Genomic DNA, 12,277 nt, shown 5'->3' with positions numbered 1-12,277 from the left:
CCTGTACTGGGGAAGGTGTGAAGGTCGAGTTTCTTCGGCTGAGCCGAGGGAAGGGGTCCTTCACGCGCCGCCGTGGTGACTGGTGGTGCTGCGGGTCTCCCTCAAGGAGTCCTTCAAGGACGGCCGCTAACCGGATCACCCGCCGTAGGTACCTAAAAACCCTTCGCCAGAACGACCCAAACACTCACGACCCCCGCCCACCCACGAACGCCTCGTGAGTGTTTTGGGTCGTTAGAACGACCCAAAACACTCACGAGACCCGCACCAGCTCCACCACCGGAATGACCCGGTCGGTTTTTGCCTGGTATTCCCCGAAACGCGGATGCGCCTCGACCTGCTTGGCGAAGATCTCGTCGCGTTCGGGCTGGTCCAGTACTCGCGCGCGCACCGCGAAGGTGTCCTCGCCGACCTCAATCGTCACCTCGGGGTTGGCCACGAGATTGTGGTACCAGGCCGGATGCGCCGGGTCCCCGATCTTGCTCGCGAAGACGAACAACCGGCCGTTCTCGGTGTAGCAGGTCAACGGCGTGATCCGCTCGGTGCCCGTCTTGGCGCCGATGTGGTGCACGAGGACGATCGTCGAGCCTTCGAAGCGTCCGCCGACCTTGCCGCCGTTGGCCCGGAAGCCCTCGATGACCGGCGTGTTCAGTGCTGCCCAGTCCATCTGCCGTCCGTCCTTTCCGGCTTCAGTCCAGTGAAGTGTCGCCGAAGTGTTCCAGCAACAAGCGCAGGCCGTCGACCAAAGGCGCCCATTGGGCCGGATCCAGGTCCGTTTCCGACGAGCGGCAGCACCCGCTCCCCGATCCCGCGGCCGATGCCGGGTCCCAACGAGCCCGGGACCATCCGAAAGAGGCTCGACCAGCGACAATCCGCGCTCAGTGTGTCTCCGCGAGAGCCAGCGCCGCTTCGTCCGGTGCGTAGCTTTTCAAGGCGGTGAACAGGTTCCGGAGCTGCTCGACGGCGGGCTTCGGCAGCCGCGCGTGCCGGGCGACGTCCAGTTCGTTGGCGATCGTCAGCACCGCGAAGTCGTGAAGTTCGGCGCCTTGGAGTGACGTCGGTTCGCCGGTGAAGCGGTCGGTGACGGGCAGGGGGCGGTTGCCGAGTTCACGGTAGGTCCGCGCGCGGTCGCACGCGCCGTAGTGGTACACCAGCGCCTCCGCGTCGGATCCGATGACCTGCCGCAGGCGTTGCCGCTCGGTGACGGGCAGGAGCGAATGCGGGAAACCGTCCGTGCCATAGGACGCGTGGCAGATCGCGGCCAGCCGCGTCCGCGGCGACGCACCCCATTCGACCGTGAGCGCGTACACCCGGCGGAGGTGGGTGAGCAGCGTGCCGCCCGGATGCTTGATCCGTTCGGCGCCAAGCACTTGCTGAAGCGCGAAGACGTTGTCGACGACGTCTTCGGTCGCGAGCCATCTGGTCGCGTGGTCCGACACGATATCCGCGAGTTCTTCCGGGGCGTCCCTGGCCACGAGGTGCCCGGCCGTCGGTACGTGCGCCACGGTGACGCAGCGGGCGGCCGTGCGCAGCCGGTGCGCGTCGGCGTCGCTGAGCGGGGAGTCGGGTCCGGCGCGGACGAGCAGGATGGGCACGTCCAGTGCGCCCGCCGTCGCGAGCAGGGCGGGGCCCGAGCCGAGGATGTCCTCGACGAGGTAGGTGTAGTGGCCGCGGAGGCCGCGGTAGTCGAGCCAGGAGCGGGCCCGGACCGGCGGGATGTCCGGGACGACGTCGACGAGGACGAGACCGGCGACGCGCCGCGCGGCGGCCGGTTCCGCGAGGGCGGCGATCGCGGCCAGCCCGCCGACCGACGCGCCGACCACGACGATCGGCGCCGGTTCGCGGCTCACCATCTCGGCCACGTCACCGGCGAGCGCGCGGAGCGTGGTCGCCTGCCCGGTGCTTTCCCCGTGCCCGCGCAGATCGAAGGCCGTCGTCCGCAGCCCGTGCTTGGCCAGCCGCGCGGAGATCGGCGCCCACACCCCGCGTTGCTCCCCGCCGGCATGCAGCAGCAAAACCGTCGGGCCCGTCCCGGTCACCGTGCCGCGCAGCGTGACCTCGCCCATGGCGAGGGTGACGTCGATCACCGTGCTCACCTCATCTCTACCTTGGCACCTCAAGGTAGAGCAGATACCTTGGCAGATCAAGGTAGAGTGACGAGGGTGACCGCACCGCGAGCCCGAAGGCCGCCGGAAGAAGCCCGGCGACTGATTCTCGACGCCGCGGCGTCCCTGCTCGCCGAGTCGGGGGTCGCCGCCGTGCAAGTGCGTGCGGTGGCCGCACGCGTCGGCATGACCGACGCCGGTGTCACGCACCATTTCGGCAACCGCGAAAAGCTGCTCGCCGAACTACTCCGGCACGGCGGACGCAGCCTTCGAAGCGCACTCGACGACGTCCTCAAGGCGTGGCTGGACCACGACGCCGACCTGCTCGAACTCGTCGAATCCCTCCACGGCCTGTACGAGCGCGGCTACGGCGAACTCGCGGTGGCGATGCACGCGGCGGGATGGCGCGATCCGGGCAGCGGCATGCTCGACCCGGTCGTCGACGCACTCCACGCGCTCCGGCCGGACGGCGGCTCCCTCGACGACACGCGGCTCGCCGTCGCCGCCCTGCATCAGGCGATGGCGACGGAAGCCTTGTACGGCGGCGACTTCCGCCGCAGCGCCGGTCTCACGGGCGCCGCGGCGGAGGATTCGGCCGCTCAGGTTCGCTGGTGGGCACGCCAGCTCCGGCTGGCGCTCGGTGTCACTCGGTCCAGGTGACCGGCAGCTCGTGGACGCCGTAGATGTTCATGTCGGTCTTGAGTTTGACCTCGTCGGCGGGGATGGCGAGCGTGAGGTCCGGGAAGCGGCGCAGTAGTCCCTCGAATCCGGCCCGCATCTCGATGCGGGCCAGTTGCTGGCCGAGGCACTGGTGGACGCCGTGGCCGAAGGACAGCAGACCGCGGGCGTTGCGGCGGATGTTCAGGGTGCCGGCGTCGTCGAAACGACGGGGATCGTGATTGGCGGCCAGCAGCGAGACGACGACGGTCGATCCCTGGGGGATCGTTTCCCCGCCGAGTTCGAGGTCCTCGGTGGCGTAACGCAAGAAGATGTCGGCGACGGACAGGTAGCGCAGGAGTTCCTCGACGGCGTCGGGGAGCAACTCCGCGTCGGCACGCAGCGCGGCCAGCTGATCGGGGTGCTCCAGTAACGCGAAAGTGCCCAGCGCCAGCATGTTGGCGGTGGTCTCGTGGCCGGCGAGCAGCAGCAGGAAGGCGGCGCCGGTCAGCTCCTCGACGGTGAGGTCGTCGTGGCGGGCGAGGTCGGAAAGGATGTCCTCGCCAGGCTCGGCGCGTTTGCTGGTGACGAGTTCGGTGAGGTAGGAGTTCAGCCCGAGATAGGCACCCATCTTCTGTTCGAGAGTCTGGTCCCGGACCATGAACTGCGCGGAGTTCGCCTGGAAGCTCTCCCGGTCCTCGTAGGGGACGCCGAGCAGTTCGCAGATCACCAGCGAAGGCACCGGCAGCGAGAATTCCTGGACCAGGTCGATCGGCGGGGTCAGCTTCGCCATCGCGTCCAGCCGCTCTTCGGTGATCTCGACGATGCGCTCTTCGAGCTGCCTCATCCGCTTCACGGTGAAGGCGCCGGTGAGCCGCTTCCGCAGCCGTCCGTGGTCCGGCGGGTCCATGGCGATGAACATGCCCGGCATCGGCGGGGACGGTTCGGTCTGGGCTGGCATCCCGGGGGTCTCGTACGGCACGCGGACGACGTCGAGGTCCAACCGGGAGCTGAACCGGGTGTCGGCCATCATCTGCCGGACCTCTTCGTAGCCGGTGACGAGCCAGCCTTCGTGACCGTCGGGGAAGACCAGGGGACTCACCGGGCGGGTTTCGCGCAGCTGAGTGATCCGGCTGGGCGGGGCGAAGGGACCCGCGTCGCGGTCCATCGGGAGGCCCTGCGTCTGCGTCATCGGTCTTTCCTTTCGTGGTGGATGCGCCCACCATCACCGGCGCCGCTGACACCCGCCTGACATGACACTGACACCGGCGTCGCGGATTCCGTGTCAGCGCCCGTGTCAGTGGCGTGGCGGGGCCGTGTCAGTCCCGCCGCCCACAGTTGCTCCCATGACAGACACAGCGATCGCGGTCTCCGGACTGCGCAAGACTTTCGGGGACAAGGTCGTGCTCGACGGCATCGACCTGGAAGTCCCCGCGGGCACCATCTTCTCCCTGCTCGGCCCGAACGGGGCAGGCAAGACGACGACGGTGAACCTGCTGACCACGTTGATGAAGGCCGACGGCGGCACGGCGCGGGTCGCCGGGCACGACATCACGGCCGAGGCCAAGAAGGTGCGTTCGGCGATCGGCGTCACCGGCCAGTTCGCGGCGGTGGACGAGCTACTGACCGGCCAGGAGAACCTGCAGCTGATGGTCGACCTGAGCTCCGGGGTCACCGACGGCAAACGCGTCGTCGCCGAGCTGCTGGAGCGCTTTGACCTGGTGGAGTCGGCGAAGAAGTCCGCGTCGACCTACTCCGGCGGGATGCGCCGCAAGCTCGACCTGGCGATGACGCTCGTCGGGAACCCGCGGATCATCTTCCTGGACGAGCCGACGACGGGACTGGATCCGCGCAGCCGCCGCACGATGTGGTCGATCGTCCGCGATTTGGTCGCCGACGGCGTCACCATCTTCCTCACCACCCAGTACCTCGACGAAGCCGATCAGCTCGCCGACCGGATCGCGGTGCTCGACCAGGGCCGTCTGGTCGCGCAGGGCACCCCCGGCGAGCTCAAGCGCCTGATCCCCGGGACGCACGTCCGGCTTCGGTTCACCACCCCCGCCGAACTCGGCTTGGCCACGCGGATCTTCCCCGGCTCCACCCCGGACGACGAGGCGCTGGCCCTGCGGGTCCCCAGCGACGGCGGGACGAAATCCCTGCGTGCCGTGCTGGACCGGCTCGACGAGCACACGCTCGCCGCCGAAGAGTTTTCCGTCCACACCCCTGATCTCGATGACGTTTTCCTCGCCCTGACGGGCCACCACACGGAGGCAGCACTGTGAGTACCAAATCCCCCTCGATTGTCATGCTGCGCCGCAACTTCAAGCATCTCGTCCGGAATCCGACGTCGGTGTTCAACGCGGTCCTGATGCCGGTCGTGATGATGCTGATGTTCGTCTACGTGTTCGGAGACGCGTTCAGCGTCGGTGTCGACTACATCGACTACGCCACACCGGGATTGATGCTCCTGGCCGTCTGCTACGGGCTGGGGGCCACCGCCACGGCGGTCAACTCCGACATGACGAAGGGCATCATCAGCCGGTTCAAGGTCATGGACGTCTCCCGCGGCGCGGTGCTGACCGGCCACGTCGTCGCCAGCGTGCTGACCAACCTGGTCGCCATCACCGCGCTCATCGGGGTCGCCTTCCTGCTGGGCTTCGCCCCGTCGGCGAGCCTCCTCGACTGGCTCGGCGTGCTCGGTATCGTCGTTCTGCTCGGTTTCGCGGCAGGCTGGCTCACGGTCGCCCTCGGCTTGGCGGCGAAGTCCCCGGAAACCGCCGGTATCGCTTCGGTGCCGCTGGTCATGCTCCCGTTCTTCAGCAGCGCGATCGTGCCGGCGGAGAAGATGGGGCCCGGACTCCGGGAGTTCGCCCAGTACCAGCCCTTCACCCCGATCATCGAGACCCTGCGCGGACTCCTCAACGGCGCACCCGCCACCGGCGACGTGCTTCCCGCGCTCGGCTGGTCCGCCGGGATCGCCCTCGTCGGCTACCTGTGGGCGTCCTCGACGTTCAAGAAGCGAGCGTGACCTCCACCAGCTGGTTCCAGCCGGTCTGGGTGCCCTCGCGCGCCGCCTCCGCGAACTTCGTTTCGCCGAGGCGGCGCAGCGCCGTCTGCTCGATCCGGGCCACGTCCGGATGGGACCGGTCCGGCAGCCCGCGTACGGCGGCACTCGCGGCGAGCAGGCGCGCGGCCTGTTCCGGCTGGTCACGGCGCAGCGCCAGATCCGCGATCCCGACGAGGACCTGCGAGATGAGGGGTGCGTGCCCCGCCTCGGCCGCCGCCTGGAACGCCGAGGCCCGATGCTTCCTCGCCTGGTCGAGATCGGTGGCGAGGTAGCCCCGCAGATCGTGGATGACGGCGCGGATGTACCCCTCTTCCGCCTCTTCGCCGAGCACGGTCGTCGCCACGCCGAGTTGCCGGGACGCCTCCTCGTCGTCGCCATGCCAGCGGGCGAGTTCCGCCCGTGAGAAGGCCAGCATGGTCAGCGCACCCGGCCACGTGACCCGTTCGGCGAGCCGCCGGGCTTCGGCCATCGAGGCCGTGCTGGAGTCCTCGTCACCCAGCAGCCAGTACAACTGCGCGGCACGCGACCGCATCCGGATGAGGTCCTCGGCGGTCCCGATCTCGGTCACGGCCACGATCGCCTGTTCGTAGTTCTCGCACGCGACGGCGAACTCACCGCGGACGGCGCGCCGTTCCGCCAGTTCGCTCAGTGCGAACGAGATCCCGAACCGTTCGCCGATGACCCGGAACTCGGCGAGCGACGCTTCGAGATCCGCGTCCGCGTCCCGTTCGCCGCTGCCGAGATTGATCCGCGTCTTGCCGAGGTGCAGCCGGGACAGCGCGCGGACCCAGGGATTCTCGTCGTCCAGCAGCAGTTCCCAGGCCGGCGACGCGTCGGGTTCCCGCAACATGCGTTCCAGCGGGACGACGAGCCTCATCAGCGGATGGCTGGTCTTGCTGCGCTGGCTGAGCACGTACGCCTGGCGGATCCATTCCGCCGCGGTGTGTTCGTCGGCCAGCCCGGAGTTCACGAACAGCGAGACGAGCCCGTACGCCATGGCCCCGATCTCGTCGGGGACCTCGCCGGGTGTTCCGATGGCCTCGGTGATCAGCTCCATGCCTTCGGTCCGGTTCCCGCTGAGCCACCAGTACCAGCCGGCGCCCGCCGCGAGCCGCATCGACTCCAGTGCCTCGCCCGCCGCGAGCGCGCCGCGCATCGCCGCGGTGATGTTGTCGTGCTCGGCCTTGAGCTTGGCAAGCCATTCCAGCTGCTCGGCGCGGCGAAGCAGCGGCTCCGCGGTCTCGGCGAGTTCGGTGAAGTAAGCGAGATGCGCGTGGCGCGCCAGTTCCGCTTCCCCGGCCTCGGCGAGCCGCTGTGTGGCGTATTCCTTGATGGTGCCGAGCATCCGGTAGCGCGGCGCGCCGTCGCCCGAGGCGACCAGCAGCGACTTCTCGGTCAGCGCGGTGAGGAGTTCGAGCACCTCGTACGGGTCGACGACGTCACTCGCGCAGACCCGCTCGGCGGCTTCCAGGCTCGCCCCGCCCGAGAACACCGAGAGCCTGCACAAGACCACGCGTTCGGCGTCGGACAGCAGCTCCCAGCTCCAGTCGACCATCGCGCGCAGCGTCCGGTGCCGGGGCAGCGCGGTCCGGCTGCCGCCGGTCAGCAGGCGGAACCGGTCGTCGAGGCGGTCGGCGAGCTGGTCGATGGACATGGTGCGCAGCCGGGCGGCGGCCAGCTCGATCGCCAGCGGCATCCCGTCCAGTGCCCGGCAGACCCGCAGCATCGTCGCCAGCGTGCCGTCGTCGACGGTGAAGTCCTTGCGCACCGCGCTCGCCCTGTCCCGCAGCAGCCGGACGGCGGGGGAGGACTCGATCTCGCCGGGACCGGCGTCCGTGTCCGGCAACGCCAGCGGCGCGACCGGCCACAGCGCCTCACCGGTGATGCCGAGCGATTCCCGGCTCGTCGCCAGAATCCGCAGCCGTCGGCATTCCCCGAGCACCCGGTGGGCGAACGCCGCCGCCGATTCGATGACGTGCTCGCAGTTGTCCAGGATCAGCAATACTTCCCGCTCGCGGATCGCGGCGATGACCCGGTCCGTCGGCTCGGCACTCGGCGCCTCGGCGAGCAGCGCGTCGCGGAGGCCGAGCGCGGCCAGCGTCGCGTGCGCGATCTTCGTCCCGTCCGGCCGGTCGCCGTCCGCGCCCAGCGGCGCGAGTTCCACCAGCCAGGCCCCGTCCGGCGTGTCGCCGAGCAGGGTGCGCGCGGTTTCCGTGGCCAGCCGGGTCTTTCCCGAGCCACCCGGCCCGATCAGCGTGGTGAGCCGGTGCCCGGCGACGAGTTCGCGGACCGTGGTGACGTCGGCGTCCTTGCCGACGAAGCTGGTCAGCTCGGCACGCACGTTGGTCTTCCGGTTCTCCACCCGCCGTCCCAGCTCGCCCCGCAGCAGCGCGACGTGCACCGCGGACAACTCCGGCGAGGGGTCGACGCCGAGTTCGTCTACCAGCGCTTCCCGCGTGCGCTGGTAGACGAGCAGTGCTTCGGTGTCCCGTCCGGTCGCGGCGAGGGCACGCATCAGCGCGGCGACGAGCCGTTCCCGCATCGGATGCGCGGCGACCAGATCGGTCAGTTCCGTGACCAGCTCCCCGGCCTGGCCGACCTCGATCTCCGCGTCGAACCGGTCTTCCATGGCGGTCAGGCGCAGGCCTTCGAGCCGGGTGACCGCGGCGTCCAAGGCTTCGCTGTCCTGCAGGCCGACGTCCTGCATGGCCGCGCCGCGCCACAGTGCGAGTGCTTCACGCAGGAGCCCCGGATCCCCGGCGTTGCGGGACTGGCCGACGAGGCGTTCGAACCGCACGGCGTCGACGTCGTCGGGGGCCACCTTCAGCCGGTAGCCGTCGGTCTGGCCATCGACGACCCCTTCCGGCAGCACCTTGCGCAGCCGGGAAACGAGGCGCTGCAAGGCATTCGTCGCGTCGGCGGGTGGTTGTTCACCCCAGATCCAGTCGACGAGCGCCGACTTCGGGACCACGCGGCCCGGGTCGAGCGCGAGGGCGACCAACAGCCCGCGCAACCGGGCACCCGGCACGTCGGCCGGGGCGCCGCCGTCCGCGCGTACCTCGAAGGGGCCCAGCATCGCGATCTGCATTGGGCCGATTTTGCCACGGGACCAGCGGGTCTCAGGCGGCAGCCGGTGGCGGGTGGAGCGTGGTGATCCCGGCGAGGACGAGATCGATCCCGGCGAGGAACTGCTCGCGGTCGTCGTGCCGTCGCATCTGGTCCGCGATGGCGTGGAGGAACGGATAGCCGCCGGGGTCGAGTGCCTTCCACGCCTGTGACGTGGCGTCGAGGACCTCGTCGCGATCCGTGACGGTGCCGGCCACCTTGGCGTTCGCGGCGTTCTGGCCCGCGGCACCGAGGATGTAGTGCACCAGCGCCGACGTCGTGGTGAACCAGCTCTCCCGCGGCACCCCCATCGCGCGGACCTGACGGCCGAGGGTTTCGAAGATCAGCGGCGTCACCGGTCCGGCCGGGGCGCGGGAGAGCTGGACGGCGAACTGGGTGGCGAGCCAGTGGTGGTCCCCGATCGCGTCGAACAGGCCGAGTGCGACGGTGCGGATCTCGTCCTGCGGTGTGCCGGTCTTGGCTTTCTCAGCGGGCCCGGCTGTCAGTACTGTGACGACGACCGCGTCGGTCGCGGCGCCGAGCAGTTCGCCTTTGTTCGCCACATGCCAGTAAATCGCCCCCGGCCCGGTGGCGAGGCGTTCGGTGAGCGCTTTGAAGGTCAGGCCGCTCTCGCCCGCGGCGTCGAGCAGTGCGACGGCGGCCTCGACGATCCGCTCCTTCGAGAGCGCGTCGGTACGCCGTCCGGTCCGCTGCTTCCTGGTCGCCACGAGTCCATCTTGGCGTTGCTGCTCACCGTGCCGTGTGGCGGTCCTAGCGCAGCTCCGCCGAGGTGGGGACGACGACGGCGTAGAGGTCACCGATCGTGGCGAGGGCGGCGCGGTGCTGGTCCGCGGCGGCCACCGGACCGGCGACGGACGGGAGCGCCCGCGTGGCGCATGCGGCGGCGACCACGGTCGGGGTGTTACCGCGCAGGAACGCGCCTTCCGCGGTGAACGTGACACACATATGGGTCATGAAGCCCGCCACCACGACGTCCTGATGCCCGGCGGCGTCGACCAGGTCACCCAGCGGGGTGCCGACGAACGAGTTCGGCGCGGTCTTCACCACTACCTGCTCGCCGGGTGCGGGTGCGACACGTTCGTGAATCCGGCCGATGTCCTGCTTGATGTCGTAAGGGCTGCCCTCGCCGCTGTCGTGCATCACGTGGATGACGGTGGCGCCCTCGGCCCGTGCGCGCGCCAGCAGCGTGGCGGCCTCGCCGAGCGCCTCCTGCCAGCCGTCGAGCTCCATCACGCCACGGGTGTAGGTGTTCTGGTAGTCGACGAGGATCACCGTGGCGGCCGAAAGGCTCGCGGGGGTCGTCGGCAGGGTGCTGATCTCGCGGAGCGTGGTGCTGGTCATCGTGTTCCTTCGCTTTCGTGGGGTTCGGCTACCATCGTGACTGACCCGATCCAGTATCGGCATACGGATTCGGGTCAGCTCTGGTCGGGATCGGCCGATCTCCACGCGGGAGGAATCAATGAACGCTCCGAGGGTGGCCGTCCTCGCGTTCGAGGGGATCAGCCCGTTCCATCTCGCCGTGCCGTCGCTGGTGTGGGGACCGGAGTCCCCGGCTGGCGACATGGTGCCGTGGCCGATGACGGTGGCCGCGCCCGAGCCGGGCCGCCTGGCCACGAGCGCGGGCTACGCGATCGACGTCCCCGCCGGTCTCGGCGCGCTCGCCGAGGCCGACATCGTCGTCGTGCCATGGTGGTCCGATCCGGACACGCCCACACCGCCGCCGGTGGCGGCCGCACTGCGGGCCGCACACGAACGCGGCGCGCTCGTCGTCGGCCTGTGCCTCGGCGTCTTCGCCCTCGGGGACGCCGGCGTCCTCGACGGACGCGCCGCGACCACACACTGGAAATGGGCCGAAACGTTCCGCCGTCGTTTTCCCCGGGTGGAACTTCGCCCGGAAGAATTGTATGTCGATGAAGGCGACGTCGTCACCGGAGCGGGTGCGACCGCCGGCATCGACACCTGCCTGCACCTGCTCGCCCGCACTTCCGGCCAGGTCGTCGCCAACCGCGTCGCCCGCCGGATCGTCGCCGCCCCGCACCGGCCCGGCGGGCAGGCGCAGTTCATCGAATTGCCCGTCCCCGCCCCGGACGAGGATCCGCTTACCCAGGTGCTGAGCTGGGCCCAGTCCCATTTGGACACTCCGCAGAGCATTGACCGGCTGGCCGCGCAGGCGCATATGAGCCGGAGCACCTTCACCCGCGCCTTCCGCGCGCGGACCGGCACCACCGTCCACAACTGGCTTGTCACGCAACGCCTCGCGCGGGCCCGGCACCTGCTCGAAACGACGGCACTCGGCGTCGACGCCATCGCCGCGCAAGCCGGTTTCGGCACCCCCGCCCGCCTCCGCGAACATTTCGCCGCCGCGCTGGGAACCACCCCCACGCGATACCGGGTCGAATTCTCCGGCCGCTGAGTCCGGCTCATTCGCGTGATTCCGAATTGCCGAGTGCGGGTGGCGGTGTAACCCTGGTGGTACCGAACGACACCACCACGAATCGCAGGAGTCGTTATGACCACCACGGAAATGCCCGCAGTGCACGAGTGCACGGTCAGTGGATGTTCGTACAACCACGACGGCTGTCACGCTTTCGCCATCACCGTCGGCGGGGGTAACGGATCAGCCGATTGCGGAACCTTCGTCCCGCTCAACACCAAGGGCGGTCTCGATCGGGTGACAGCACAGGTAGGCGCCTGCTCGCGCTCCGATTGCCGCCACAATTCCTCGCTGGAGTGCACGGCGGCGAGTGTCCGAATCGGACCCGGCGGAGGCGACCACGCCGCCAACTGCCTGACCTACGCCCCATAGGGCCAACCCCAACCCCGTAACTCGCGTGCTTAGGTCGCTGCCCGCGTCTATGAAGGATCTGGGACGTTGAGTGTCCCAAATCCTTCATAGACAACCCCCAGCCCGAATACCCCGTCGAGTGGATAGCCCTATCCGCGCGAGATCGTGGTTCAGGCACGCGAGTTACGGCTTCAAGCACGCGAGTCACGACTTTGCCCTGGCCGCCAAACCCGCGAACCCGGCCGGTCACAGCGAGCCAGGGCATTCGCTGAACCACGGGGTGATCACGGACATATGCTGTTTCGCCGCACCGGCCCGGTAGCGCACCTACACGATTTCCTTGGCCTGGTCGAAAGCGCGGTACACCGCCCGCGCCAGACCGGGTAGCTCAGCGAGCTCGCGGCGTAGCGGGAAGACGTGCATCATCGGGAAAATGCCGGTGCGGCGATAGTATTGACGGGTAAGGCAAAGGTGGCGCCTTCGGGGGAGGTGGTGCCTGGGGTGGCGCGGCATCGCACTCGCGTGCTCAAAGCCGTGACT

General features: G+C 69.3%; 11 protein-coding genes. 5 read left to right on the top strand and 6 right to left on the bottom strand.

The annotated features are described in order from the left end of the window. Positions 1-250: 250 nt before the first annotated feature. Both AB0M65_RS11135 and AB0M65_RS11130 read right to left on the bottom strand, forming a co-directional pair. Positions 251-664 carry a nitroreductase family deazaflavin-dependent oxidoreductase gene (locus AB0M65_RS11135; RefSeq protein WP_364024945.1) on the bottom strand — a complete coding sequence of 138 codons (414 nt, stop codon included), beginning with the start codon at positions 662-664 and terminating at the stop codon, positions 251-253. Between the two features lie 211 nt (positions 665-875). Continuing rightward, positions 876-2,093 (bottom strand): alpha/beta hydrolase, encoded by a 1,218-nt coding sequence (locus AB0M65_RS11130; RefSeq protein ID WP_364024942.1) that lies wholly within the window; start codon positions 2,091-2,093, stop codon positions 876-878. A gap of 66 nt (positions 2,094-2,159) precedes the next feature. On the opposite strand from AB0M65_RS11130, the gene AB0M65_RS11125 reads away from it, so the two are divergent. After that, positions 2,160-2,762 carry a TetR/AcrR family transcriptional regulator gene (locus tag AB0M65_RS11125; RefSeq protein WP_364024940.1) on the top strand — a complete coding sequence of 201 codons (603 nt, stop codon included), beginning with the start codon at positions 2,160-2,162 and terminating at the stop codon, positions 2,760-2,762. Here the strand turns inward: AB0M65_RS11125 and AB0M65_RS11120 are convergent. Beyond that, positions 2,746-3,951, bottom strand: coding sequence for a cytochrome P450 (locus tag AB0M65_RS11120; RefSeq protein WP_364024937.1), 1,206 nt, complete (start codon positions 3,949-3,951; stop codon positions 2,746-2,748). The two genes, AB0M65_RS11125 and AB0M65_RS11120, sit on opposite strands and share 17 nt — an antisense overlap. 154 nt (positions 3,952-4,105) lie before the next feature. On the opposite strand from AB0M65_RS11120, the gene AB0M65_RS11115 reads away from it, so the two are divergent. Beyond that, positions 4,106-5,041 (top strand): ATP-binding cassette domain-containing protein, encoded by a 936-nt coding sequence (locus tag AB0M65_RS11115; protein WP_364024934.1) that lies wholly within the window; start codon positions 4,106-4,108, stop codon positions 5,039-5,041. 23 nt (positions 5,042-5,064) lie between these two features. Continuing rightward, a complete protein-coding gene (locus AB0M65_RS11110; protein WP_364024951.1) occupies positions 5,065-5,787 on the top strand; it encodes an ABC transporter permease in 723 nt (240 codons plus the stop codon). On the opposite strand, the gene AB0M65_RS11105 is transcribed toward AB0M65_RS11110, so the two are convergent. Genes AB0M65_RS11105 through AB0M65_RS11095 form a run of 3 tightly spaced genes read right to left on the bottom strand, consistent with a single transcriptional unit; the run spans position 5,771 to position 10,293 of the window. Next, a complete protein-coding gene (locus tag AB0M65_RS11105) occupies positions 5,771-8,914 on the bottom strand; it encodes a BTAD domain-containing putative transcriptional regulator (RefSeq protein ID WP_364024932.1) in 3,144 nt (1,047 codons plus the stop codon). The two genes, AB0M65_RS11110 and AB0M65_RS11105, sit on opposite strands and share 17 nt — an antisense overlap. A gap of 31 nt (positions 8,915-8,945) precedes the next feature. Continuing rightward, positions 8,946-9,659 (bottom strand): TetR/AcrR family transcriptional regulator C-terminal domain-containing protein, encoded by a 714-nt coding sequence (locus tag AB0M65_RS11100; RefSeq protein ID WP_364024929.1) that lies wholly within the window; start codon positions 9,657-9,659, stop codon positions 8,946-8,948. A 43-nt stretch (positions 9,660-9,702) separates the two neighbouring features. Next, on the bottom strand, positions 9,703-10,293 hold the full coding sequence (locus tag AB0M65_RS11095) for an isochorismatase family protein (protein ID WP_364024926.1): 591 nt from the start codon (positions 10,291-10,293) through the stop codon (positions 9,703-9,705). 118 nt (positions 10,294-10,411) lie between these two features. Between AB0M65_RS11095 and AB0M65_RS11090 the strand changes: the two genes are divergently transcribed. Both AB0M65_RS11090 and AB0M65_RS11085 read left to right on the top strand, forming a co-directional pair. Next, positions 10,412-11,365 carry a helix-turn-helix domain-containing protein gene (locus tag AB0M65_RS11090; protein WP_364024923.1) on the top strand — a complete coding sequence of 318 codons (954 nt, stop codon included), beginning with the start codon at positions 10,412-10,414 and terminating at the stop codon, positions 11,363-11,365. 96 nt (positions 11,366-11,461) lie between these two features. Then, positions 11,462-11,758 (top strand): DUF1540 domain-containing protein, encoded by a 297-nt coding sequence (locus tag AB0M65_RS11085; protein ID WP_364024920.1) that lies wholly within the window; start codon positions 11,462-11,464, stop codon positions 11,756-11,758. Positions 11,759-12,277 lie beyond the last annotated feature (519 nt).

Source organism: Amycolatopsis sp. NPDC051071 (assembly GCF_040682875.1).
In the GTDB taxonomy this organism is placed as follows: Bacteria; Actinomycetota; Actinomycetes; order Mycobacteriales; family Pseudonocardiaceae; genus Amycolatopsis.
The sequence above is the reverse complement of the archived record's forward strand: the minus strand, read 5'-3'. Positions and strand labels throughout refer to the sequence as shown.